General features: G+C 40.3%; 24 protein-coding genes. 17 read left to right on the top strand and 7 right to left on the bottom strand.

Translation table 11 applies throughout. The annotated features are described in order from the left end of the window. Positions 1–685 precede the first annotated feature (685 nt). The 8 genes from dkgB (at position 686) to H5180_RS11160 (ending at position 11259) form a co-directional block, all read left to right on the top strand. Positions 686–1513 (top strand): 2,5-didehydrogluconate reductase DkgB, encoded by an 828-nt coding sequence (gene dkgB / locus H5180_RS11195; protein ID WP_182758246.1) that lies wholly within the window; start codon positions 686–688, stop codon positions 1511–1513. 55 nt (positions 1514–1568) lie between these two features. Then, on the top strand, positions 1569–1856 hold the full coding sequence (locus H5180_RS11190; protein WP_149982864.1) for a putative quinol monooxygenase: 288 nt from the start codon (positions 1569–1571) through the stop codon (positions 1854–1856). Positions 1857–2553: 697 nt separating this feature from the next. After that, positions 2554–5256 (top strand): TonB-dependent receptor, encoded by a 2703-nt coding sequence (locus H5180_RS11185; protein ID WP_182758245.1) that lies wholly within the window; start codon positions 2554–2556, stop codon positions 5254–5256. 76 nt (positions 5257–5332) lie between these two features. Further along, a complete protein-coding gene (locus tag H5180_RS11180; RefSeq protein ID WP_182740495.1) occupies positions 5333–6109 on the top strand; it encodes a family 16 glycosylhydrolase in 777 nt (258 codons plus the stop codon). A gap of 49 nt (positions 6110–6158) precedes the next feature. Then, complete coding sequence (locus tag H5180_RS11175) at positions 6159–8681, top strand: glycoside hydrolase family 3 protein (RefSeq protein ID WP_182758244.1); 2523 nt, start codon at positions 6159–6161, stop codon at positions 8679–8681. A gap of 61 nt (positions 8682–8742) precedes the next feature. Beyond that, a complete protein-coding gene (locus H5180_RS11170; protein WP_246175609.1) occupies positions 8743–9798 on the top strand; it encodes a sensor histidine kinase in 1056 nt (351 codons plus the stop codon). Continuing rightward, on the top strand, positions 9795–10586 hold the full coding sequence (locus H5180_RS11165) for a LytTR family DNA-binding domain-containing protein (protein WP_145241093.1): 792 nt from the start codon (positions 9795–9797) through the stop codon (positions 10584–10586). Before H5180_RS11170 ends, H5180_RS11165 begins: the two co-directional genes overlap by 4 nt. 97 nt (positions 10587–10683) lie before the next feature. Beyond that, positions 10684–11259, top strand: coding sequence for a hypothetical protein (locus H5180_RS11160; protein ID WP_182758243.1), 576 nt, complete (start codon positions 10684–10686; stop codon positions 11257–11259). Positions 11260–11349: 90 nt separating this feature from the next. On the opposite strand, the gene H5180_RS11155 is transcribed toward H5180_RS11160, so the two are convergent. From H5180_RS11155 to H5180_RS11145, 3 genes are all read right to left on the bottom strand, one after another. Next, entirely contained in the window at positions 11350–12321 is a 972-nt protein-coding gene (locus H5180_RS11155; protein WP_182758242.1) for a glutathione S-transferase family protein, read from the bottom strand. Positions 12322–12342: 21 nt separating this feature from the next. Then, positions 12343–13185: a pirin family protein gene (locus H5180_RS11150; protein WP_182758241.1), complete on the bottom strand. Its 843-nt coding sequence runs from the start codon at positions 13183–13185 to the stop codon at positions 12343–12345. A gap of 71 nt (positions 13186–13256) precedes the next feature. Further along, on the bottom strand, positions 13257–14237 hold the full coding sequence (locus H5180_RS11145) for a YihY/virulence factor BrkB family protein (RefSeq protein WP_182718961.1): 981 nt from the start codon (positions 14235–14237) through the stop codon (positions 13257–13259). Between the two features lie 136 nt (positions 14238–14373). Here H5180_RS11145 and H5180_RS11140 point away from each other — a divergent pair, with 136 nt between their 5' ends. Together H5180_RS11140 and H5180_RS11135 are read left to right on the top strand one after the other, a co-directional pair. After that, positions 14374–15462, top strand: a complete 1089-nt coding sequence (locus tag H5180_RS11140; protein ID WP_182732206.1) for a mechanosensitive ion channel family protein — start codon at positions 14374–14376, stop codon at positions 15460–15462. Between the two features lie 334 nt (positions 15463–15796). After that, on the top strand, positions 15797–16669 hold the full coding sequence (locus H5180_RS11135) for an MYG1 family protein (RefSeq protein ID WP_182734948.1): 873 nt from the start codon (positions 15797–15799) through the stop codon (positions 16667–16669). Between the two features lie 59 nt (positions 16670–16728). On the opposite strand, the gene H5180_RS11130 is transcribed toward H5180_RS11135, so the two are convergent. Both H5180_RS11130 and H5180_RS11125 read right to left on the bottom strand, forming a co-directional pair. Further along, complete coding sequence (locus H5180_RS11130; RefSeq protein ID WP_145241079.1) at positions 16729–18246, bottom strand: DUF3360 family protein; 1518 nt, start codon at positions 18244–18246, stop codon at positions 16729–16731. Between the two features lie 329 nt (positions 18247–18575). Next, on the bottom strand, positions 18576–18980 hold the full coding sequence (locus H5180_RS11125) for a YkgJ family cysteine cluster protein (RefSeq protein ID WP_145241077.1): 405 nt from the start codon (positions 18978–18980) through the stop codon (positions 18576–18578). A gap of 184 nt (positions 18981–19164) precedes the next feature. Here H5180_RS11125 and H5180_RS11120 point away from each other — a divergent pair, with 184 nt between their 5' ends. Further along, the gene (locus H5180_RS11120; protein ID WP_182732204.1) at positions 19165–19755 is read left to right on the top strand and encodes a LysE family translocator; all 591 of its coding nucleotides are present in this window, start codon (positions 19165–19167) and stop codon (positions 19753–19755) included. 10 nt (positions 19756–19765) lie between these two features. Here H5180_RS11120 and H5180_RS11115 read toward each other — a convergent pair whose 3' ends face one another. Both H5180_RS11115 and H5180_RS11110 read right to left on the bottom strand, forming a co-directional pair. Beyond that, complete coding sequence (locus tag H5180_RS11115) at positions 19766–20602, bottom strand: AraC family transcriptional regulator (protein ID WP_145241073.1); 837 nt, start codon at positions 20600–20602, stop codon at positions 19766–19768. 199 nt (positions 20603–20801) lie between these two features. Next, a complete protein-coding gene (locus H5180_RS11110; protein WP_149982852.1) occupies positions 20802–21737 on the bottom strand; it encodes a LysR family transcriptional regulator in 936 nt (311 codons plus the stop codon). Between the two features lie 94 nt (positions 21738–21831). Here H5180_RS11110 and H5180_RS11105 point away from each other — a divergent pair, with 94 nt between their 5' ends. From H5180_RS11105 to H5180_RS11080, 6 genes are all read left to right on the top strand, one after another. Continuing rightward, the gene (locus H5180_RS11105) at positions 21832–22266 is read left to right on the top strand and encodes a DMT family transporter (RefSeq protein ID WP_145241069.1); all 435 of its coding nucleotides are present in this window, start codon (positions 21832–21834) and stop codon (positions 22264–22266) included. Positions 22267–22275: 9 nt separating this feature from the next. Continuing rightward, on the top strand, positions 22276–22737 hold the full coding sequence (locus tag H5180_RS11100) for a DMT family transporter (protein WP_145241067.1): 462 nt from the start codon (positions 22276–22278) through the stop codon (positions 22735–22737). A 245-nt stretch (positions 22738–22982) separates the two neighbouring features. Further along, complete coding sequence (locus tag H5180_RS11095) at positions 22983–23399, top strand: tetratricopeptide repeat protein (RefSeq protein ID WP_182758247.1); 417 nt, start codon at positions 22983–22985, stop codon at positions 23397–23399. A gap of 37 nt (positions 23400–23436) precedes the next feature. Next, positions 23437–23877, top strand: a complete 441-nt coding sequence (locus tag H5180_RS11090; protein ID WP_182758240.1) for a GNAT family N-acetyltransferase — start codon at positions 23437–23439, stop codon at positions 23875–23877. A 7-nt stretch (positions 23878–23884) separates the two neighbouring features. Then, positions 23885–24103, top strand: coding sequence for a DUF6500 family protein (locus H5180_RS11085; RefSeq protein WP_145241061.1), 219 nt, complete (start codon positions 23885–23887; stop codon positions 24101–24103). A 74-nt stretch (positions 24104–24177) separates the two neighbouring features. Beyond that, positions 24178–24699 carry a YgjV family protein gene (locus tag H5180_RS11080; protein WP_182758239.1) on the top strand — a complete coding sequence of 174 codons (522 nt, stop codon included), beginning with the start codon at positions 24178–24180 and terminating at the stop codon, positions 24697–24699. Positions 24700–24725: the final 26 nt, after the last annotated feature.

Raw genomic sequence — 24725 nt, 5'->3', positions numbered from 1 at the left:
AGCCTATGTAGTGTGGTTGTTCCCCATAAATAGGCGATAACGCAGCATCAATGCCAAACACGCGCTGCCCTTAGGGTTCTTCCTAGGGGCGATTAACTCTTTGTTGCTCGATTTTTACTTAGCCCACTAGGTTACAAATCTCGCGCCGCCATTAAATCGCCCCTAGAGTGAACAAATTTTAATCCACAAAGGTCAACACGCCCTAAAGCGCAGTAGAATAAATCGACTTTGAGCCACTACTTTCAGCGCTAACAGTGTTGAAAATAGCGGCCTTGAGAGATGCACTTTCAATTTTTTATAAAGCAGTCATTTATAAATATAATTATTAGGTTCTAGGGCCGGTTAACCTCCCAGGATTAAAAGCTGTTCAATTTATAAGCTGTTTGATCACGGCGCTAGGTTTTTAATCTGGTGGATTAAGTAAAAAATTAAGTAAAACTTCCGCACTTTATTCTGGCTATCTACTTACATTAATACTGCCTTATCTAAAAACCAAACATACGGATGTAAAAGTAACTGTGAAAGATAAACAGGCTCTAGCCCTTGAAACTAAGGTTAATGGCCTCATACCTTTTACGAGGTCAAAAATTTTAAATGAACAAAGTAACAGGTGTATTTCGAAAAACTTAGGTTAGAAATCTAATGAGTTTGTATTTAAACCGATTATTTTTATAAGGATAAAGTTATGACACAACGTGTAATTGAAATGCCAGACTTAGGCATGGGGACATTCCGCTTAGAAGGAAAAACAGCTTATGAATCTGTAAAAATGGCATTAGTAGTTGGCTTTCGCCATATTGATACCGCACAGATTTATGGCAATGAAGAGCAAGTTGGCCAAGCGATAAAAGACAGCAATATCCCTAGAGACGAGCTATTTATTACCACCAAAGTGTGGAATAACAAACTGAATAAAAGCGATTTTATCGCCAGTGTGAAAGAGTCTCTTAACAAGCTGCAACTCGATTCTGTCGATTTATTGTTGATCCATTGGCCTGCGCCATCAAACGATGAACCAATGAGCGAGTATTTAACTGAGTTATTAACGGCAAAGCAGCTTGGATTAACTAAGCATATTGGTGTATCGAACTTCACTATTGCGAATTTAAAAGAAGCCATGCAAACACTGGACTCACGTGAAATATTCACCAACCAAATAGAAGTACACCCTTATTTAACCAATACCAAGTTACGTGCTTTTTGTCAGCAGCATGACATTCATGTCACCGCCTATATGCCATTTGTGGTAGGTAAAGTGTTAAACGATCATACCATTATTGATATTGCTAAGAAGCATGATGCAAGCCCTGCACAAGTGGTTATTGCATGGGTAAACGCCAAGGGTATGACGACCATTCCGTCATCAACTAAGCGTAAAAATCTTGAAGATAACTTTAATGATAAAGCCGTAAAACTTGATGAAGAAGACATTGCGGGTATTGATGCTCTCGATTGCGGCGACCGTCAAGCAACCCCAAGTTTTGCACCGCAGTGGGATCAAGACACGTTTTAAGCGTGTTCAATATAAAGTGCAGTGAGTCTGCACTTTTTAATGCAAAGGAATAACTATGTTAACCGTTATAGCAATGCTGTCATGTAAAAACGCTGATGCAGCTACGTTACTTAGTGCACTTGATAACTTACAAAAGTTATCGCGCAAAGAAGTAGGGTGTTTACGCTACGAGCTGGCTGTGAAAAATAATGACACGCAAACCGATTACATTGTAACTGAACAATGGGCTACAAATGAGCACTTTGAAGAGCATAAGTTAGCGCCACATTTTAAAACGTTTGGTGAACAGGCTGGTGCTCTACTTACTCACAGTAATATTGATGTGTATAAAACGATTGGTTAATAATATACCCAAACCACCTCAAGATGCAGAATTCAGCGTTTCACAGGTGCTTAATATCAAGGCGTTACTTTGCAACAATGGCCGTCCCTTTTAAGAAGTAACAACGCTGAGAGTAAGTGCCTGTGAAACGCCCAAAGGGTTGGTTTAAAAGCGATTTATACTGCGTTATTGATTTTAACAATAGAACCACTATTATTTGCAATCAATGCCTTGCCTAAATCGCTTTTAATTCCAACTGAAACTCGCATCTTGAGGTGGTTTGGGTATATAGGGGCAGTGTTTAAAGCCACGTATTTTATATCGAGCTTAGCATGTTAAGCATGGCTTTAATCACGCCTTAGCAGGTGACAATGAGTGAGCCTTGATAACTTACCTAATGTATTGACCTGCGTTTTTGGGTATATAAAGTTATGCCATGGTATTTTTCATCACACACTGATTATATCCGCTTTCTTTGTGTTTATGGCATCGGTGGTCAGTTTTACTTTCATGCAATAATTTTTTAATTTTTTTGACTGTCGATACTAAATCAAGGAGTCAGTTTATTTATTGTCCAAGATTTAATTTCGGCTTGTATTATATCTAACTCGCCTTAGCGTATTTGACTAGTAATCAAAAAAGACCCTATGGATACTGTGAGACTGTTAAATAAAAGTAACAAACCTTAACGTTTTACACACACATCAAAAGGTCGAATATGCACACAATAAATAAAAAAGCATTATCAATTGCCGTAGCATTGGCTTGCTCATTCCCGTTACATGCCCAACAAGCTGCTACGAATAATCCAACGAATACGAATGAAAGCAACACTGCGCAAAAACAAAGTACCTCCTTAGAGGTTATCTCTGTAACAGCAACCAAACGTAAAACAAAGTTAATGGAAACCCCTGTTGCTATTACAGCATTAACGGAGGCTGAGCTCAGGCAAAATGGCGTAAATAGTGTTAAAGATATTGCTAATCTAGTGCCAGGGTTAGATATCTCCACAGCGACGGATCAATCAGCACCTGTTATCTCGATGCGTGGCGTACGCTCTACCAATATTACTGAGCTTGGCGACCCTGCTGTTGGCGTTCACCTTGACGGTATTTATTCGCCAAGAATGCAAGGAGCGCTAGCTCTGATGTATGACATTGAACGAGTTGAGGCATTAAGGGGGCCACAAGGCACATTATTTGGTCGAAACTCTACAGTTGGTAGCATTAATGTTATTTCAGCAAAGCCTGAATTCACTCATTTATATGGCAATGTGAACGTTGAAGCAGGAAAATACAACAGCAAAAATATTGATGGCGTAATTAATATTCCAATTAATGACGAATTTGCAGTACGGTTTTCTGGCAAAGGATTAAAACGAGATTCTTACCTTGAGGGTTACTACGATCCTAACCAATACGACTCAAGACGATTAAGCGACGATATACTCAATGCTCCTGTTATATCAGAGGATTCTTATCAGGGTATTGGTCAAACAGTCACGCAGCGAGAAAACTGGTGGATTGATGGCGCAGGCACAAATCCAGAGGCACAAAAAGTTCGCCAATTAACCCCCGCAGAAAAAGACGACTTTTATAACAACGCTAATGAATACTCTTTTAGAATTAGTACGCTTTGGGAGCCGTTAGATGGTGGCTTTTCAAATCATACCGTTTTTCAAAAGTACGTTAATAACAGCAACAATAATCTCGATTTAGTTAATTGCGATAAAATTCGCGGTAGAAGTGAAGAGCTGGGCGGCGATTGCACAAACTTTTTACCCAGTGATAATACATATCAAGCTGTTGTGAATGTGCCTGGTAAGCTTAATTTAGATATCACCTATCTTAGAAATACCCTTAACTACGATATAAATGATGAATATTCGCTTGTGTGGCTACTTGGCTATGAGGATATGGAACGCTCTTCAGCACAAGATAGCGAAGTCGGCCTCGATCCTTGGGATGGGGCAACGTACTTTTTAGATGGCACTGGTGCTGAATCTTTTTCTACAGAAGTGCAATTACAATCTGACGAATACGGCGATTTTATTTGGATTGTTGGTGCTAACTATTTCCACGAAAAAACCACGACCTTAGGTTATTACGATAACCCAATGGACGATAAAGCCTTTTGGGATCAACCTGATCGCTCTACAGACGCATTCGCTTTGTTTGGCCAAGGTACATACAATTTAACTGAAAAATTACATCTAACACTTGGTTATCGTTTTAGTGATGAAACGAAAGAAGATAAAGGGGGTAAAACATATCGCTGCTCTAATGCCGATGGCTGCGCCGTAGGTTGGTTAAATAGAACGGATCTAAATAACTTACCAGTTGATTACTACGAAGATCCTTCAATTTATGCGTCATACTTTGCAAACGATAATAAAGGAAGTTGGCAGCATCATGACTTTCGTGTTGGTTTAGACTACGACATTTCACCTGAAACGATGGTTTATACCTACCTTGCCAGTGGTTTTAAAGCTGGTGGAATTGGTGATGTATATGAAGTCGTAAATGATAGAACCGGTGACGTAACACGCTTTGAAACTAAGTTCGACCCAGAAGAAGTACTTACATGGGAGCTTGGCGCTAAATCGAGCTTTTTTGATAATTCATTAAACTTGAAAGCCGCATTTTTCTACACAGATTACACCGACATGCAATACGCATCAGTGGGCTCAATCGGTAACGTAGAACGCTTATCTGTGGTAGAAGATGAAGATGGCTCTCCCGTTTTAGATAGTAATGGCGAGCCTGTACTTGATTTTCAAAACAAGCCTGTGATTGCTTATTACACACAAAATGTTCCTAGTTCAACAATCAAAGGTATTGAGCTTGAGTTTGATTGGAAGCCATATCCAAGCGGGCGTATCACCGGTTATGTAACCTGGACCGATGCCAAAGTGACGGACGATTGGAATACTAAGTGGGATTACGATGCTGAGTATCTTTTTGATATTTCTTATGAGGAATCAAAAAATCCTGAAAATACACTGCTATCAACCAATCTTAAAGGCAATAACCTAGCGATGACGCCTAAGTTCACGGCAAACATCAGCTACACACATACATTTGATTTAGGTGAATATGGTTTTATCCATAGTTGGCTTAATGCGAGCTGGAAAGATGAATCGTACTCAACAGTATGGAATGTTGATAAACACTTAGATGATATGGACTTTAGCGTGTCGGACGAGGCGACAAAATACATTGACGATAGCCGAGATGCATTTGCAGTCTATAATGCGTCAATTAAATATGAGCCGCAAGGACAAAGCTGGTACGCAGAAGTATTCGTTAATAATGCCTCTGATGAAACTATTCAATATTGGAATAATACTAGCAAAGGAATTCCAAAAGGCAGCTTTGGTATGCCAAGGTATTACGGTGTAAGAGCTGGTTTTTCATTCTAGATAACCTAACCACAATTAAACTTCCCACAGTCAATATACCACTGTGGGAGGTATACAATTTAAATAAGGATCAATAATGAAAACTAAGCTTATTAGCTCGTTAGTTGCAGGTTGTGTGTTTATTTCACCTTTTACATATGCCAATTATTTTAAAGATAATTTTTCATGGGGTTACGATAATACCATTTGGAATGCGCGAAGTGGCGACAATGGCTCGCCTTTTGGCTGTGAATTTTCCCCTGCAATGATTAACCCAAGCCAACAGGGGATCACGCTTTCATTATCACAAGGCGCATGTGCTGAGCTGCAAAGTAATAATTTCTATGGCTTTGGCAAGGTGCAAGGCAGTGTTAAGTCAGGGAATACGCAAGGCACTGTGTCTTCCATTTTTACTTACACATCGTGGTGGGATTCACCCGGCAGAGCATGGCAAGAGATAGATATTGAGCTTTTACCCTCCCTTGGGAACGTTGTTCATACCAATGTGATTTATCAGCCGCAAGGTGGCACTTATCAAAGCTGGGAAAAGGACATCGACTTAAGTCAGTTTGGGCTTGATTACAGAGAGAACTTATTAACTATTGGCTTTGATTGGTCTAGCAACTCGATTCGTTGGTACCTATACGACGCTCAAGGAAATGAGCAAACATTAAGAGTGCTCTACAAAGACAATGGCGATGGTCATTTAGCTGAAAATGAAATTCCCGCGTATGCATGGCCGATGGATAATACAAAAATAATGATTAACCAATGGAATGGTGATAACTCAACCGAAGGCTATTACTTCCCAGGTCAATACTACGGCAGCCCTTCGTGGGCGTACTATGATTTTATTGAGTACATTCCCCAATAAAATTAAGAAGTTTGTATCTATAAATAGAATTTAATCTCGAAGGTTTTTAATGTCTCAAATCAAATATTCTAAATTATTATTTTGCTTATTGCCCGTAGTTGGGGCGCTTACTTGTCAATATTCATTCAGTGCAGAGCGTGAGCAAGTCAACTGGCCTTATGTAAACACTAAACTTAAACGCGATCCCGCTGTAGAAGCGCAAATTGAACAACTACTGGCAAAGATGACCATAGAGCAAAAAGTGGCGCAAATGATTCAGCCCGAAATTGGTTATTTAAGTGTTGAACAAATGCGCAAATATGGGTTTGGTTCATACCTCAATGGCGGTAATACTGCGCCCTATGGCGACAAACGCGCTGATCAGGCCACATGGCTAAAATATGCCGATGAAATGTACCTAGCATCAATGGACTCAACGAAAGACGGTATTGCAATACCGACTATTTGGGGTACTGATGCCATGCATGGACATAGCAATGTGTATGGCGCTACATTATTTCCGCACAATATTGGCTTAGGAGCTGCGCACGATGCCGACTTAATTAAGCGCATAGGCCAAGCAACAGCAAAAGAAGTGTCTGCCACTGGGATTGAATGGAGTTTTGCTCCTACTGTCGCTGTAGTCAGAGATGATCGCTGGGGCAGAACCTATGAAAGTTACTCAGAAGACCCTGAATTAGTTAGGCTGTATGCGGGTAGTATGGTGACAGGTATTCAAGGTGATATAGGGGCTGACTTTTTAAAAGGCAGTAACCGTATTGCAACCGCAAAACATTTTGTGGGCGATGGTGGTACAGAGCGAGGCGTTGATCGCGGAAATACGCTTATCGATGAAAAAGGATTAAGAGATATTCACAGCGCAGGTTATTTTTCGGCTATTAATGAAGGTGTGCAATCAGTGATGGCATCATTTAATAGTTGGAATGGCAAACGTGTACATGGCGATAAACATTTATTAACGGATGTACTTAAAAACCAACTTGGTTTTGATGGGTTTATAGTCAGTGATTGGAATGCTCACAAGTTTGTAGAAGGCTGCGATTTAGAGCAATGTGCGCAAGCAATTAACGCGGGCGTTGATGTGATCATGGTGCCAGAGCATTTTGAAGCGTTTTATCATAATACTGTTAAGCAAGTGAAAGACGGTGTAATCGCAGAATCAAGAATTAACGATGCCGTTAGGCGCTTTTTAAGGGCTAAAATCCGTTGGGGGGTATTTTCGAAGAGCAAACCATCAGCGCGACCTGAATCACAACACCCGCAGTGGTTAGGTGCTAATGAGCATCGTACTTTGGCAAGAGAAGCGGTTCGTAAGTCACTCGTTCTATTAAAAAACAACGAAAACGTGCTGCCAATCAAAGCGAGTAGCCGCATCTTAGTTGCCGGCAAAGGCGCGAATGCAATTAATATGCAAGCGGGTGGCTGGAGCGTTTCTTGGCAGGGCACAGACAATACCAATAGTGACTTTCCAAATGCGACCTCTATTTATGCGGGTTTACAGTCGCAAGTAACAAAAGCGGGTGGTGAGATCACTTTGAGCGAGTCTGGTGAGTATACTAGCAAGCCAGATGTAGCCATCGTGGTGATCGGTGAAGAACCTTATGCAGAATGGTTTGGTGACATCGAGATGCTTGAGTTTCAGCATGAAACTAAACATGCGCTTGCGTTATTAAAGCAGCTTAAAGCTGATAATATTCCTGTAGTAACGGTATTCTTAAGCGGCCGCCCGTTGTGGGTTAATAAAGAGCTCAACGCATCGGATGCCTTTGTTGCTGCTTGGCTACCAGGCTCTGAAGGTGAGGGCGTTGCAGATGTACTATTAACTAATAGCCAAGGTAAAGCCCAGTTTGATTTCAGCGGTAAGTTGAGTTTTTCATGGCCTAAATATGATGACCAATTTACGTTAAACTTAAACGATGCTGACTATGATCCATTATTTGCTTATGGCTATGGCTTAACTTATCAGGACAAAATAAATGTGTCTGTTTTGAGTGAGAAAACCAGCCCTAAAAAAATGGTTAATAGTGACTCACATCCCCTGTTTGTAAGAAACTTAGCCAAAAATATGACTTGGCAACTGGCAGATACAAGCACAGAAAAGGTGTTAGCCAGTGGTGCATCAGCAACCAGTGGCGATAAACAAAGTTTACTTATGCAATCAGTCAATTTATCTTATCAAGAAGATGGCCGTGGCTTTAATTGGCGCGCACAAGCCGCTGTTAGCTTGAGTCACCTAGAGCCTAAACAGCTAGATAGTAAATTTAGTGCAGGTTACCTTGAATTAAAAATGCGCATAGATAAAGCTCCTGAACAAGGAGCAAACTTGCAAGTCATGTGTAGCGAAAATCATTGCTTAAGGAATATTGATTTTTCATCGTTTTCACAATTAATGACAGACAAAAGTTGGCATACTCTAGCAATCCCTTTGCACTGTGGTGATAGCGGACTTGCTGAGCAAAAAATAACAGACGCGCTGCGCATTACCAGTCAAAATTTAAGTTTAGCAATTGCTGATGTGGCGTTGACTATAAAACCGAGTAATGACTCATTATCATTAACGTGTGCAAAGTAATACCCTATGGCTGTTGATTAACGTTTATTAATCAACAGCCTATAACATTGGATTTAATAATGTGAATAGTAATAACCCTAGAAGTCAGTTGTTCTGGTTATTCCAAAGTTGTGGTTGGATTGTCTATGCAATGCTGACCGAATTAATGATAAAAATACCAAGCGAAGAGCCATGGACAATACATATACCGCATTTAATTATTGATGTAGCGTGTGGCTTTTTGATCACTTTAACGTTAAGACGATTTTACAACTGTTTTAGTCAGCAAGAGCTCAAAGTTAAAGTCGCGTTACGTATTATGCTGCTTCTAATTGCAACATTACTCTGGACGCAAATTAAATGGATTTCCTTGCAGTGGTTATATGGTAACTGGTGGCTTTCAATGTCATGGTTTGACTTTGGTACATGGACGTCAGCCTCGTTAACCATGCTTTCAACATGGACTGCCTTTTATTACGGGATCAAAATTTATTTAGATAATCTTGAGCAAACTCAAAAGGCCGCAGAAGCAACCCATTTAGCGAAAGAGTCACAGCTAAAAATGCTTCGATATCAGCTTAACCCGCATTTTATGTTCAATAGTATTAACGCCATTTGCACGTTAATATTGAAAAAAGAAAGCTTGCAGGCAGTAAACATGCTTGAAAAACTATGTGACTTATTGCGCCATAGTTTATATACCGACCCACTTGAAAAAGTAGCTATCAAAGAAGAAATCGCAATGTTAAGAACCTACCTAGATATTGAACAATGCCGATTTGCTGACAAGCTAGAGGTTAATATTAGCGTTGATGAACCATGCAACGATTTATTAATACCTTCTTTATTAATTCAACCATTGGTAGAAAACGCGTTAAAACATGGTATGCGAGCAGATCAAAAAATGGTGATCACAATTAATGTTGAAAAAACAAAATCCGCATTGCTCATTAAAGTTGCTGATACTGGTAAAGGCTTTGATGATAATAAAAAAACCAAAAGAGGCATCGGCTTGGCTAATTGTGAGCAACGCTTAAAATTAATATATGGTAATAGTCACCGAATTGAAAAAGGCAATGCGACTACCGGTGGTGCGTGGTTTTGTATCTCTCTTCCAATTAATGGTTTGCAATCATGATTCAATTAAAAACGTTACTCGTTGATGACGAATACAGTGCTATTGAAGGTTTGCGTATTCGCTTAGAAGCCTTTGCTGAAATTGAAGTGATTGGCAGTGCACAAAGTGTTGATGAAGCAATTAAAGTACTTAACGAATATGATGTAGATTTAGTGTTTCTAGATATAGAAATGCCAACAAAGTCAGGTTTTGAATTAATTAAACATTTTCAACCAGAGAGCTGCCCTGCGGTTATCTTTGTTACGGCATTTCATCAACATGCTGTTAAAGCTTTTGAGGTGAGGGCGCTGGATTATTTACTTAAGCCCGTTAAGTTAGCTCGCCTTGCAGAAGCCATTGAAAGAGTTATTAAAACAGAAAAGCTAAACAGAAAAACCGAACTTATTGAAGTGCACCAATCGCTGGTGATCAATGAATCGCAGCCACTAGAAGTGGCGGGTAATTCTGACTATAAGTTTGAAGCCGAGAATTTAGTTATTCAAGATGCTAAAAACCCAATTCAAATTATTCCGTTTAAAGATATTTTATGGATTGATGCGGCGGGGGATTATATGTGTGTACACACACCTGCTGAAACACACGTAATGCGTGCTCGTTTAAAAGAGCTTGAAAAAAACACCTTGCCTGAAGATTTCCTGCGAATACATAAATCAACGATTGTAAATTTAAGCCATATAAAGCAACTTAATCCACTTAGAAACTCTGAATACACGGCTGTATTACAAAGTGGTAAAACACTTAAAGTCAGTCGTACCTATAGTAAAAATTTAAAGAGTTTGTTCAAATAATAAATATTGAGAGTAGTAAACTATAACTGCAACAGTTTGTATAATAGGCATTTGTTACGCTATCTCAGGTCATAAATTATAAGGACTTTAAATTTCTATGGCAAAACCTCAGCTTTTTTGGATTATTTTAATATTATTGATTACCTGTTTTATGCCTTGCGTTTTTTTCATCTGGTATGAAAGTGTGGATCCCGCATTTATCCCTAATGCTAATTACAATTTTATTTTAAAATGGGTTTTACCCTCGCTGACAGTGCTGACGATTGGTTACTTTTTTAGTCAGTATAAGAATTTTGCTCAAGTGAAGGAAAGCTTAGATAAGCATTTTATTGCTGAGGGACGTTTAGTTAAGTATTTTACGCTGCTTTTTAGTCCCGTGTTTATTTACTTTTACTTTTGGACATTCATCAATATCCCAATACAGTTATGGGCAAATTATCAATTGGCTGAGTATTGGTCGCAAGAATATTTATTAGTCGAGGCAACAACATGTAGTAGTGACTATGAGCCGCACTGCGTAGAATTAAAGTTTTCCGATTTAGCAAGTGAAGAAACACATTCAATAAGATGGTATTTAGATAAAGCTGAATTATTAACGCTCAAGAATAAAAGAGTAAATCTGGTCGGTGAAAAAAGTTATTTTGGTTATATTATCAATACAATACAGTGGTGATCAAAGCTTTAAAAGGCATTATTGTGATTTGTGGTGGTTATCAAAAGGCCTAAACTACCCCTGCCATTTTGCAGGGGTAGTATAAATTGGTTAACCGCGATTATGCTCGCGAGCGTAATCAATATTGGGCCCTTTAGGGACGATTTGCGTTGGGTTGATCATGGTATGACTAAAATAATAATGTCGTTTGATATGATAAAAATCAACGGTTTCTTTAACGCCAGCAACTTGATAAAGCTCACGTAAGTATTCACTCAGTGCCGGGTAATTTTCGATAGTACGCAGATTACATTTAAAATGCCCAACATACACACTGTCAAAGCGTATTAGCGTGGTAAATAATCGCCAATCTGCTTCGGTTAGGGTGTTGCCCACCAAATAGCGCTGCTTGAGTAAAATACTTTCGACTTTGTCTAATGCAGTGAATAAGTCATTAAATGCCTCTTCATAGGCTTTTTGAGTGGTCGCAAACCCAGTACGATACACGCCATTATTAATGTTGTTGTACACCAGCTCATTAATTGCATCGATTTCAGCGTGCAAGTTATTTGGGTAAAAGTCTAGTTTATTGCCAGTTAAATCATTGAAGGCGCTGTTAAACATGCGAATGATTTCAGCAGATTCATTACTGACTATTTTATTTTGCTGTTTATCCCAAAGCACAGGCACAGTTACTCTTCCGGAATAATCTGCTTTATTTTCGGTGTATATTTGATGCATAAATTGCTTATCAAAAAGTGCATCTCCAGTGCTGTGGTTGTTTTTATCAAACGTCCAACCGTTATTTAACATATCTGGGCTAACCACAGAGACATCAATATAGTCTTCAAGGCCTTTTAATTTTCTAAAAATCAAGGTGCGGTGCGCCCATGGGCAGGCTAATGAAACATATAAATGATAACGGCCTTTCTGTGCCTTAAAGCCCGCCTCACCAGTTGGGCCTGCGCTGCCATCTTTGGTTACCCAGTTACGTAATTGTGCAGACTCGCGTTTAAACTCACCATCGCTTTTATCGGTGTCGTACCATTTATCTTGCCATTTACCGTTGACTAGTAATCCCATAATTGACTCCTATATCGTGTTTTAAAAGCTACCAAATTTACCGCTTTGGTAATCACTAATTGCTTCTCGTAATTGATCTTGCGTATTCATCACAAACGGGCCCATGTGAGCAATAGGTTCATTAAGCGGATCACCGGCTAAAATAAGTACCCCAGCGCCGCTTTGCGAGCTAAATTTAATATCACTACCGGGCTCTAAAATAAGTAGGCTGCCAGCCATTACTGGACCACCTTGTTCGGTGTTGATAGAGCCGGTATGAATATAAATCATCACCTTGCTTTGTGTCAGTGGTGGATGAGCAAACTCAGTGCCTACAGGTAATGTTACATCTGCTAGCATGCCATTGGCTGCTAGTTCTTGTAGGCTTGAAACCTGAGTTTGCTGGTCAAATTGCCAACTGCCAGCCAGTGCTTTTAGTTCAACACCTTGACTATTTTTATGTTCAGGTGCAGGGTGCTCAGTAGTATCTTGATATTTCGGTGCTCTGAGCTTTTCAGTGCTTGGCATATTGAGCCAAATTTGAAAGCCATGCATCCCCTCAATCGCATCGGCAAGTGGCATTTCGCTATGGATAACGCCAAAGGCGGTACTCATCCATTGCACATCACCTGCGCGAATAGCTTTTTTATTGCCCATTTGATCTTGGTGTTCAAAGCCGCCTTTAATAATGTAGGTAAAGGTTTCGATACCACGATGCGGGTGGGCAGGAAACCCACCCATAAAGTCACTGTGATCGTCGGATTTTAATTCGTCGATCATTAAAAAAGGATCTAAATGCTTACCATCAAAGCCTGGTATCCGGCTAATATTTACGCCATCACCATCTTGGGTTGCATGGCTATTGAGTTGTTTTATTACTTTCATTGCTTTGCTCCGAATCTTGTATGGTATTATTTAAACACAATAAAATTAAACAACCATGGGTAAAAATAGCACTATTCATTCGTTTTAACAGAACGTTCTGATTTTTGTTTTTTCGTTAGGTTATCCGCTACAAAAGCCCCGCGATTGCCAGACTGATGTGCAGGTCCTACGGTGCTATCAACCATGGTTTGTTGTTCGGTGCTGGCATTAATCGCAGCGCCAAAAATAATGATATAGGCGCTGATATACAACCACATCAACATGATCACGACCCCGGCTAAAGAACCATAGGTTTCATTGTACGAGGCAAATTGTGATACATAATATGAAAACCCTAATGATGCGATGATCCAAAGTCCTGTCGCCATTACTGAACCAGTTGTAACCCAACGCCACTTTGCCGCTTTTCTATGGGGTGCATAACGATATACAAAAGCTAAAGCAAAATGAAAAGTCGCTGCTAGTAATAGCCAAGTGAGTAATTTGATCACCGTATCGATACTGTTTTCTAGACCAACAATATTGAGTGCGATAGGCAATATACCAATGATTAATAATGCGATTACTGCGACCAATATAGCGCCAATAGAGAATAGAAAGCGCACTAAAAGCGCTTTGAAAAACTGCCTTTTGGTTTGCTCATGGTAGGTAATATTGCAGGCTGTGATCAGTGCTTGGCAGCCCTTACTGCTACTCCATGTGGTTAATAACAACGTGCTTATTGCACTAACACTTAACACTTTTTGTGATTGTTGGGTAACTTCAGATACCTGTTGTAGAACGATTTCTCGGCTGCTTGGTGGCAATAAAGTAATAAACTTACTAATCTGTTCACTAACATCCGCCGTAGAGGCGAAATAAGCATACAGCGAAACACAGGCTGCCAGTGCTGGAAAAATAGCGAGTAATGCGTAAAAGGCGACACCAGCGGCAACAAAGGATAAGTTATCTTGCGACATACTTTGATATACCCGCTTGCTGATATCCCACCAGCCCAGCAAGGGGATCTCGGTTGGTTTATCTGCTGTGTAGCCACGTGGTTTATGTGCCATATTTTATTCCTTGCTGATGGTTATTAGTCACTATTTATTAGAAGTTAGGGTGCAAGGTGCTTGCCAGCTTAAGTTGGCGTTTAATTTGCTTCTACAGAATTAATGGTTTCATCAATAAAGAGCGCATGAGTTACATATGGAAATAATGAATAGTATTAATAATCAAATTATTAGCGCATTAAAAATACAAACAACGAGTACCAACGCGGATCCTTTAGCGCCAGTATCTTGGCAAGGTATAAACTCACAAATTGCGCATTTTTTACAAAGTGCTTGGCAAATGTTACCCGCTCTCACTTTAGGTATAGCAGCAATAATCGTGTGCTATTTTTTAGCAAAGCCTGTGTCTTATTTATTAGTGAAACCTATTGGCTATGTAAGTGAAAGGCGGTTATTGCATGTTGTTGCTCGTCGCTTTATTAGTACTGTGATCATTTTGTTTGGAGTTTATTTATTTTTACGCTTAGCAGGCTTAAGTGAATTTGCCGTGGCGATAATGAGCGGTACTGGATTAGTCGGGCTAATCTTAGGTTTTGCATTTCGTGATATTGCAGAGAACTTTATATCGAGCATGCTATTAAGTGTGCAACGTCCTTTTCGTATTGATGATGTTATTGAAGTCGATGGCTGCTTAGGGGTAGTAAAAAAGGTCACTGCGCGGGCGACCACATTAGTTGATTTTGATGGTAATCATATTCAAATACCTAATGCGACTGTTTATAAAAATGTGATTAAAAACCTTACTGCTAATCCGAAAATGCGCGGTCACTATAAAATAGGCATAGGTTACGATAACGATATACGTAACACTCAGCAGTTAGCGCTGAGTTTAATGGATAAACAAGCTGCTGTGCTAAAAGATCCGGCCCCACAGGTGTTACTTGATGAATTAGGCTCAGCCACTATCAATCTCAGTATTTACTTTTGGGTTAATAGTGAGCAAAACAGCCCGGTTAAGGTAGCGTCGCAATTGATGCGTGAAATGGTTAATAGCTTTAACGCGCATGGTATTAGTATGCCTGATGATGCTCGTGAACGGATTATTTTAAATGCACCAAGTGAGCAAGCACAAAAGACTCCGGAACAACCCACTACGCAAGATCAAAAAGTCAAACCGATTGCGCATCTGGATGCTGGTATTGATGATGTGAGCAGTGATGCTGATGAAATTCGTGAACAAGCTGAGCGCTCTCGCGATCCTGAGCAAGGCAACAATATTATTTAACTTGCTCTTTAAATAATATACTTAGTTTAATGGCCGTGGGTTCGGCAATTTTATTTAGCAAAGACTGAGGTATCGCTCGAGGAGAAAGTTTTACTGAAGACAGTTCATGTATGGATTGGTTATGTTTTTACCATCAATCTACTGTTGCTTTGTTATTACTGTCGCTTATCTTCCTCTAGACGATTAATTACCACAAAGTGGTTCACTGTTTTTGTGGGCTGCTCGCCGATAGCGTATACTGTTGTGCTTGTAATTTTGACTTATCTATTTTGTGCTAACGGATCAGTTTAAATTTCGCCGTCTTCTTACTCCTTTCTAAAATGATATTAAATAAATGAATGATATAACAGTAGCAACTCATAACGGTAATTTTCATGCGGATGATGTGTTTAGTATCGCCGCACTTAGGCATATTCTTCCTACTTTTAAACTTATACGTACCCGTGATTTAGAATTAATCGCGCAAGCTGACATAGTGATTGATGTTGGCGGCGAATATGACCCAGCTGCTGGACGTTTTGATCATCACCAACGTGGCGGTGCCGGTGAGCGTGAAAATGGCATCCCATACTCATCATTTGGTTTAATTTGGCAAAAATATGGTTTAGAGCTGTGTCAGGGTGACCAAGATGTTGCGAATGCAGTTGATGCTGGTTTGGTATCGACCATTGATGCGATTGATTGCGGTCATGTTGAAGGTGTATCGAAAGGGATTAGTCTTAGCCAAACAATTTCAATGTTTAACCCAACATGGCAAGAGGAAAGTGACTTTGATCGTTGTTTTGATGAGGCGGTTGAATTTGCATCGCGTGTTTTAACACGTTTTATTGCAGCAGCCAGTGGCGGCATTAATGCTAAAGCAATCGTCGCTAAAGCGATTGATAACGCAGATGATGCAAGAGTGATTGTATTAGAGCAATACACGCCGTGGAAAAAAACCGTGCATGCTTTATCGCAAGAAGCGTTATACATGGTTTATCCATCGCATTCAGGCAAATGGATTTTGCAAACGGTGCCTGTTGAACCGGGTTCATTTGAAGACAGAAAGTCACTACCAAAAGCATGGGCTGGTTTATCAGATGCTGCATTTCAAGCGCAAACGGGCATTGATGACGCAATGTTTTGCCACAATGGCTTGTTTATCGCAGGCGCAGAATCATTTGCAAGTACCATGAAACTTGCTGCTATGGCGTTGCAAGACGAATAAAACGAAGTCACGGTTATTAAAAAGGGGGGAGCGCTGTACTGGCTTCCCCCCTTTTTGTATTAGTGCCTAAAGTTTTCTAGCAACGCTGGAATACCTGGCAGCATGCCCACCATGGCCATAACACTGGTCAATAATACAAACATAAACAGCGGAATGATCCAGCGACTCATATGGGTCAGCTCAGAGCTGCGCTCTTTACAGCCAATTAAGCCTAAGTTATCGAGCAGCATGGTCAGTGACCAGCCAAACGCTGGGTTTACTAACGTTGAAGCAAATACCACAATAGCTGCTGATTGCGTGGTTTTACCTTCGCGAGTCATTTCCATACCCGCCTCAAGCAGTGGGATAAATACACCCACTATTAACGCTACACACAGTACCGGTTGCCAAATGGCGAGATCCATTGGATAACCCCATATACCTGCAATTACACAAAAAAGTGCGGTTAAAATTGCACCCGCTGGAATAGGGCGCTTAGCAATCGCGGCAGGCACAATATACGTGCCCCATGATGAGGTGAAGTTAGACCCACCTAAAATAGAGCCAAAGGTTTGCCTAACTGATGCACTGAGCATAGTATCGTCAATGTTCATTTGCACTTTTTCAGTACGTTTTGGGTAGCTGATCTTTTGGAATACTTGATGGCCTAAAAAGTCTGGCGACCACATGGCCACTGCCAGTATGGCAAAGGGCAATACGACTACAAAGCTTTCAAGAGTCGGCAAACCTAACATCCAACCGGTGTTTTCACCCCACCAATACATAGGGTTCATATTTGGTAACCCGGGGGCGGTTTTAAATTCAAACGGCGCACCTAAGGCAAAGGCCGTTAAACCACCAATAAGGCAGCTGAGCGGCACAGCTAACCAACGTTTTTTAAAATGTTCGAGTAGCGCGTACAGTAAAATAGTGGCCAAAATAACGATGAAGGCAATGTGGGTCATTTGAATTTGTTCAGCCCATGCAAACAGTTTCTTTACTTGCGATATAGTGCCTATGAATCCTAAGTAAAGTAATAATCCGCCGCACACCCCTTTACTGGTTAGTCGTGCCAACAAACTGCCGCCTTTACTGATGGCAAGCAGTAACCCTAAGGCGCCAATGAGTAGCCCGAATGCCATTGGGTGTCCGCCTGCCGCAACAACAATGGGAATTAATGGAATGAGTGGTCCGTGGGTTCCCGCTAAGTTAGCAGTGGGTAAAATAAAACCTGAAAACAAGATGATAAAAATAGCCACTATGAGTAACTCATAGCGTACGTTTTCTAACACAAAGGCGTCACTTAAACCAAGCGGTGCGGCAAAGGTGGCGGCAATAGCGCCTACCATAACAACTTTACCAATTGTCCCTGCCATCGCGGGAATTGTGTCTTCAAATTCGAAGCGGTAATCCCGAAAAGGCAAGTTAGGACGCCAGCGCTTTGGCTGCATAATTTGCAGTTCATGCTCGAGATAATCGTCTCGACTGGCAAACTCAGAGCTTGGTTTATGAAGATTTTTATAGCTATCGGAAACGGTTTGAGTATCGCTTACCTGCTCAGCTTGGGATGACGTGTCATCTTTTGGCGTGGTTGTCATGAATTCTCCTGCAACATTGTTGCTAACTCAAAATAAAAAAACAGCTTGTATAAAGCAATGAATATTGAATCGATAGAATAAAGTAGAGGTTTATCAATTACGATTAGGCAAAGGTCGAGCATGACGGATTAAAGTAGCTTGGCGCAGGTATAGCCAGCAGAGAAGAAAATATTCAAAAGTTAATTTCTATTGTTAATAATCAATACCTTATTTTCATATTTGTTGTTTATTGCTTTAAAAAAGCCAGTTATACGGCACGCATTAATGAATTACTGGGTGCTAAGTCTTTAGTCTAATGGCTAGGAGCTCACTCAAAGCTAAGCTCTGTTTTATTCTGTATAGCCGCCAGGGCGACTGTCTTGCATTAATAGATCAAGTTTTCTTTGTGCTTTTTTATAGTTATCTAAATCGATTACTTCAATCATTTCGCATTCGTCTCTTACCATTTCGGTGATAAGGCTAGGATAGTGGCGGCAATCTTCAGGGCGGTCTAAATAAATACTGCAGGTATATTTATTTGCGGCGAGGGGATTTATTTTTGGTGCTATTTCAAGAAAAGGGCATTGGCTTAGTTTTACTCCCGATTGTGGGTCGTGCCATATTTGGTTATTTTTAACGAACTCAAAGATTTCGGGGTTAAATATCTCCCATAGATCAATCTCTTCTTGCGTGGCGCTCAGATCGCCACCACCGTATTTAATACAGCATTTACCACATTGATTACATTCTTTCATGGTTCGCTAATTTGTAAGATGGACTAATTCTAGTGTATCACCGATTGTTTTTAGTGCAGCTGTGTTTTTGCAGGGGTAATTTGTCAGATGCTATTTTATTTACAACAAGGTCAATTTTGTTCAATACATGGCTTATTGCAACAACAGATAATAAACGCCACTTTAAATAACCTAAGTATACGTTATGACTTTATCAGTGATCATCTCAATGGCACTATTTGCCTTGGCGGCGTCTATATCACCCGGGCCAGTTAACCTTGTTTCGTTAAGTAGTAGTGCGCGATATGGGGCAAAAAGAGGCTTAATATTTGTGACTGGTGCTACCTTTGGTTTCATTGCATTATTTTTGTTTATTGGTTTTAGTTTGCATTATCTCATTGCGCAATTAGCCTGGATCACTGGTGTATTACAGTGGCTCGGTATCGCTTTTTTACTTTATCTCAGTTATCAATTATTTATCGATGATGGCGGCCTCACAGCTGACGCTAAGCAAAATGCCCCTACCTTTATGACAGGTGTGATCATGCAATGGCTTAACCCTAAAGCGTGGTTGGCTTCTTTATCAGGCATTGCAGCATATAGTCCAGGGGCGCAAGGATTTGAACTGGTTACTTTTGCAAGTTTATATTTACCTATTTGTTGGTTATCACTTGGCTGTTGGGTTTGGCTAGGTATACGGCTCGGGCAGCATTTTCAAAGCCCAGCTAAAATGCGAGTGATGAATAAAATTCTTGCACTATTACTGGCTGGCAGCTGCTTTTTATTATTGATTTAGTGGTTTTAATTTACAGTGATAAAGTACGGCGATATTGCTCGGGAGTTGCCGCTACGCGTTGTTTAAAGACCCGCTGAAAATGCGCTTGATCACTAAAGCCTGCACTGTGAGCGATACTTGCTATTGGCTGGCCTTGTTTTAGTGCTTGCTGACCTAATTGAATACGACGATTTAACCGATAAGCGTGCGGAGTCATATTAAAATGACGTTTAAAAGCGCGCACTAAATAACTGCTGCTAAAGCCAAAAAGTTTACTGATTGCATTAATTGATTGGTCTTCAAAACAGTGCTCATTCAGGTAGTTCGCTACTTGATATAGCTTATTTGCAGGTAATAACGTTTGCTCGTGTAATGGCTCAACGCAATCAAGGTACGTAAATAATTGCACGAAGTAACTACTTAGCAACGTGCGCTTTTGTGCTGCGGTAAACGTATTTGTCATTAGGTTTTGGCACAAGATAACAAAGTCCTGATAAAGCTGTGGTAGTAGCACTGTATCCAAGCGACTTCCTTGCCAGTTTTGTTGCTTTGTGACGCCAGACTCGAACAATAACGCTGCTAACCAATTTTTATCTATATGCATCATGTAATAAGCCCACACTGAGTTTTGCTTTGGATTACAGGCGTGGACTTCATCAGGGTTCATTAATACTAAATTACCATGTGTTACTTGATGTAGACGATCTTCACAAATGAATTCACTTTGCCCCGCTAAAATTGCGCCAATTGACCATTGCTGGTGGGAGTGGGGAGCATAAGTGACTTTGCGGCCATCTAATACTTGGCGCAGCTCTACAAATGGTAACTCGGGGTCGCGCCAAAAAATAGGGTGTGTTGTTGGGAGCATACTATTTTCCACAATTGAAAACCTATTTCCAGTATACCCCTAGTTGTAGTGTATAAATCTACCCTCAGACTAAATTATTCACCAAAAAATCAGTGAGTAACTGCGTCACTTAGCTACATGCAATTGTGTGCTGAGCGGGTGTGTTTTTTTAGGTATCACTATTGGTCTGTTTGCACCCGTTAGAGCATAACGCAGATACTTAATTTTGGTATTTCCAGTACGGCGGGTTGCCATAAACTTCACTAAAGTAATCAATACATACTCGAACATTTAACGGTGGTTGTCGTGTATTAGGGTAAATTGCAGTAATGTTTTGTGGTCCTGTTTTTATTGTTGGCGCAAATTCACTTAAGAGTGAAACAAGAGCGCCTGTTTTTAAGCTTTCACCAATTAACCAATCAGGGAATAATACAATTCCCATGTCGTTCAAAGCCCCGATAAACAGCGTTTCAGCGTTGTTAGATACTAAAGTCGGTATTACACTTTGCTGCTGCCATGACGAATTAATTTTGAATAACCAACGATTTTGCCCCGATGAACCGCTATAAATTAAGCCCTGATGCTGACTAAGATCAGCCGGTACTTTTGGTGTGCCATATTTTTTCAGATAAGCAGGGGATGCGGCTAAATGATAAGTTTGCAGTCCTAATGTTTTAGCATGTAACGATGAATCTGCAAGAGATCCGATACGAAAAATCACGTCAGCGGCATCAATATGCGGATCGATAAAATCATCGGTTTGAGTCAACTCTACTTGAATTTTCGGATAGCGATTTAAAAACTCACCAAGCCAAGGCGCTATGTGTTTTTGTCCGAAAAAAACCGGCGCATTAATTCTTATTAACCCTTTGGGTTGAGTTGCTCTATCTTGCAGCTCGTTACGTACTTCGTTGAGTTGCTCGGTCATTGAGCGCGCATAATCATGAAAAATTCGGCCCGCTTCGGTTGGCATTATTGCTCTTGTGTTACGGTAAAAAAGTTGCTGACCAAGGGCATCTTCAAGTTGCAAAATTACTCTAGAGACCATAGAAGGCGATACATTTTCATGTCGAGCAACAACAGAAAAGCTTTTACATTTATACACGGCGATAAAAAATTTTAACGCTCTGATATTGATCGAACTGAAATCATTCATTTGTGCAAATCCTGCAAAAGTGTTTCTTATATAATCCCATTTTTCGCGTTAAAGCTCTAGCTTATTATTTATTCCTTATTAATAGGAGATTTGCATGCAGTTTATTTTGATTTTAATTGTCGTTATGGGAGGAATGGGGCTGTCTGTAGAAGCAGGCTTATTGGGCCCTTTAGGTGGTGAGGTTGGAGAATTATGGGCCACATTTAGTGTGTTTGGTGTTGGTGCTGCTCTTACCTTTATGTTGATGCTATTTTTTAGTCCTCGGAATAGCCCATCTTTTTTCAAACAACCATCATGGACATTGTTAGGTGGCGTGTTGGGGCCTGTTTATGTCGTTATATTGACGTTCACAGCACCTGTGATAGGTATTGCTATGACGATGATCAGTATCTTGATGGGACAAATAGCGAAAAGTTTGCTGATAGATCATTATGGTTTATTTGGTAGTCAACATCGCCAGATTGACCGTAAACGGCTTATGGCACTATTTTTTATTGTCATTGCATTAATTCTGATGGCACAAGGTTAGGGGACGCTAATGACTATAATTATGATAATTCTGGCGGTGATTGGTGGTGCAACCTTGAGTATTCAGGCTGCCATTAATGGCCAATTAGGAAGTAAAGTAGGTGTTTTTCGCTGCGCATTTTTAACCTTTTCGGTGGGTGCGTTGATCACCGGGTTACTTATCTTTTATTTTGAACCTAGGCATGCGCTAACCCTGTTGGATGTGCCAAAGTGGCAATTATTAGGGGCAATGTGTGGAGTACCCTATATCGTGATAATGGTGTTTGCTGTGCAGCGAATTGGCACCGCAGTCGCAACGGTTGCGGTAATATTCGGTCAATTATTTATGAGTATGTTAATTGATAATTTTGGTTGGCTTGGTAACGATGTGATTGCTTTTTCGCCAAGTCGTATTGGCGCTGTAATATGTTTGGGTATTGCGCTGTATTTTATTCATGCAAGTGGTAAAGATACAGCAAAAACTGAGAGTTAGCCTTGAAACAATAAAAATTTGGCTGAGGTGATAACTTGTAACAGGGGGGTTATCACCTGATTTGAGCTGAGATTTTTTCCCCGCCTTAGGCTTGATACGCTTTAGAATGAATCATTTTAGTCTCGAGTGTATTAGAATAGTACGCTCTCGGCCTTGTATTTTCTTTCGTTTCGCTTTGAGTTGTTGTTCTTAGCCATGCAAGATAGTTAATTTGGCTGTAATTTCTAACAAAAGGTAATGAAAGAATAATGAATACAAAACTGTATAAATCAGTATTGAACTTAGCCGGTGAGCTAATGAATGCTGCACAGCAGCAAGATCAAGTCACGTTCGATTCACTCTATGGGCAGCTAAAAGCACTGTGTATTGAGCATGAAAATACTGAGAAAGATCATCCTGTACAGTGGGAAACGCTCGCTGATTTTACCGATGAGTTTGCCGATGCGTTGTTGATCTATGAAAAAGCATTAGCTAAAGCGACAGCTATTAATGCTAAAGACTATATGTCGTCAATTGGTTATGCGATGGCAACTATGCATGTTGAACTAGGGCAAACCGAAGCTGCTATCGTAAGTTTACAAGCTGCGCAGGTTAGCGCAAATAAAATTCCTGATAAAGCGCTGAAGGCTGAAATAGCTCAGCTACTACAACAATTACAGTAAAATTAGCTCGTTGATTATGTTTAAGAGGTCACAATAAATGGATGTTACGCTAGGCACTAGCCCTGAACTGATTGCGCAAGCGCATGCTATTCGCCACCAGGTATTTGTGATCGAACAAAGTATTCCTAAGCAGTTAGATTTAGACGGTTTCGACGAACGAGCTGTGCATGTGGTGGTAACAGATGGCGGTGCTTTAGTCGCTACTGCGCGGTTAGTGAAACGTAATCGACGGTGTGGCGTTATGGCAAGGATTGCAGTGTTAAAGCAATACCGAGGATCCGGCATTGCTAAATTGGTTATTAATGCCTTGTTATCACATGCTGGTAAAATTGGCCTTGAGATCATTGAAATTCATGCACATGCCTATCTGCAAGGCTATTACGAAAGTTATGGTTTTAAATATATTAAAGATGTTGAAATAGTTGGCGAACACCAACTTATTGAAATGCAATGCAGTTTAAAAAGTGAAGTGAGGTAACACCGTAATGCGCGACGAATTAAGGACTAAGATCATTCAAGTTTGCGACAAAAAAATAGCGGCGAAGGGAGATAATGTTGGGCTGTCGTTTTATGCTTTTTTTGCCAACAAAAATGATGATCCAGAATTACTTATGGAAGCTGCGACATGGTGGATACAAACCCACCAATTAGATCACTTTGTTAAAGCGCGGATCATTAAAACCATGATTGAAAATAATCTGTAATAGCGTGTAGATGTTTGATTGTATATTAACCACAATAGCGGTTGAGATATTTATTTTAGAGAGGTGTAGTGCTGGTGGCTGATAGTTGGATTGCCCAAGGGTTTGGTTTACTCAGCTTTGTTTTAGCTTTGGTGTGCTTTTATCAAAAGGATGATCGTCGTTTAAAAATAATGATGGTGGTGATGAATCTAAATCATGCACTGCACTTTTATTTACTCAATGCTATCACTTCATCATTGTGCTGTTTATTTTCAGCGGGGCGTACAGCCGTATCAATGCGGGTAAAATCGTTGTGGATAGCAGCCATTTTTATTATTTTAACCGTGGTTATCGGTTATCTAACAGCCCAGCAATGGACGGATTACCTTGCGATTGTTGCCGCTTGTTTGGGTTGTTTTGCACTATTTTGCTTAACGGGCATCAAAATGCGTGTTTTGCTGTTTGCAGGATCGTGCCTATGGTTGGCAAATAATATAATTGTTGGATCTATTGGCGGCGTGTTATTGGAAGCGACTGTAATTGTTATTAATATATCGACTATCTATAGACTACATAAACAACGCTTTACCCGTGAGGCGCTGACTGAACACGGTTAATAATGAAGAGCTTAACAAAGCCCTTC

Origin of the sequence: Pseudoalteromonas sp. SR41-4 (genome assembly GCF_014163985.1) — a bacterium.
GTDB classification, from domain to species: domain Bacteria; phylum Pseudomonadota; class Gammaproteobacteria; order Enterobacterales; family Alteromonadaceae; genus Pseudoalteromonas; species Pseudoalteromonas rhizosphaerae.
This window is presented reverse-complemented; position numbering and strand designations above follow the sequence as displayed.

Bases quoted from the DNA above. Each gene is read 5' to 3' on its own strand.
- H5180_RS11140 (WP_182732206.1), top strand. From the start codon at position 14,374: ATGGAAATAATGAATAGTATTAATAATCAAATTATTAGCGCATTAAAA.
- H5180_RS11190 (WP_149982864.1), top strand. From the start codon at position 1,569: ATGTTAACCGTTATAGCAATGCTGTCATGTAAAAACGCTGATGCAGCT.
- H5180_RS11100 (WP_145241067.1), top strand. From the start codon at position 22,276: ATGACTATAATTATGATAATTCTGGCGGTGATTGGTGGTGCAACCTTG.
- H5180_RS11180 (WP_182740495.1), top strand. From the start codon at position 5,333: ATGAAAACTAAGCTTATTAGCTCGTTAGTTGCAGGTTGTGTGTTTATT.
- H5180_RS11160 (WP_182758243.1), top strand. From the start codon at position 10,684: ATGGCAAAACCTCAGCTTTTTTGGATTATTTTAATATTATTGATTACC.
- H5180_RS11110 (WP_149982852.1), bottom strand. From the start codon at position 21,737: ATGAATGATTTCAGTTCGATCAATATCAGAGCGTTAAAATTTTTTATC.
- H5180_RS11085 (WP_145241061.1), top strand. From the start codon at position 23,885: ATGCGCGACGAATTAAGGACTAAGATCATTCAAGTTTGCGACAAAAAA.
- H5180_RS11150 (WP_182758241.1), bottom strand. From the start codon at position 13,185: ATGAAAGTAATAAAACAACTCAATAGCCATGCAACCCAAGATGGTGAT.
- H5180_RS11120 (WP_182732204.1), top strand. From the start codon at position 19,165: ATGACTTTATCAGTGATCATCTCAATGGCACTATTTGCCTTGGCGGCG.
- H5180_RS11090 (WP_182758240.1), top strand. From the start codon at position 23,437: ATGGATGTTACGCTAGGCACTAGCCCTGAACTGATTGCGCAAGCGCAT.
- H5180_RS11125 (WP_145241077.1), bottom strand. From the start codon at position 18,980: ATGAAAGAATGTAATCAATGTGGTAAATGCTGTATTAAATACGGTGGT.
- H5180_RS11105 (WP_145241069.1), top strand. From the start codon at position 21,832: ATGCAGTTTATTTTGATTTTAATTGTCGTTATGGGAGGAATGGGGCTG.
- H5180_RS11175 (WP_182758244.1), top strand. From the start codon at position 6,159: ATGTCTCAAATCAAATATTCTAAATTATTATTTTGCTTATTGCCCGTA.
- H5180_RS11155 (WP_182758242.1), bottom strand. From the start codon at position 12,321: ATGGGATTACTAGTCAACGGTAAATGGCAAGATAAATGGTACGACACC.
- H5180_RS11135 (WP_182734948.1), top strand. From the start codon at position 15,797: ATGAATGATATAACAGTAGCAACTCATAACGGTAATTTTCATGCGGAT.
- dkgB (WP_182758246.1), top strand. From the start codon at position 686: ATGACACAACGTGTAATTGAAATGCCAGACTTAGGCATGGGGACATTC.
- H5180_RS11145 (WP_182718961.1), bottom strand. From the start codon at position 14,237: ATGGCACATAAACCACGTGGCTACACAGCAGATAAACCAACCGAGATC.
- H5180_RS11115 (WP_145241073.1), bottom strand. From the start codon at position 20,602: ATGCTCCCAACAACACACCCTATTTTTTGGCGCGACCCCGAGTTACCA.
- H5180_RS11130 (WP_145241079.1), bottom strand. From the start codon at position 18,246: ATGACAACCACGCCAAAAGATGACACGTCATCCCAAGCTGAGCAGGTA.
- H5180_RS11185 (WP_182758245.1), top strand. From the start codon at position 2,554: ATGCACACAATAAATAAAAAAGCATTATCAATTGCCGTAGCATTGGCT.
- H5180_RS11165 (WP_145241093.1), top strand. From the start codon at position 9,795: ATGATTCAATTAAAAACGTTACTCGTTGATGACGAATACAGTGCTATT.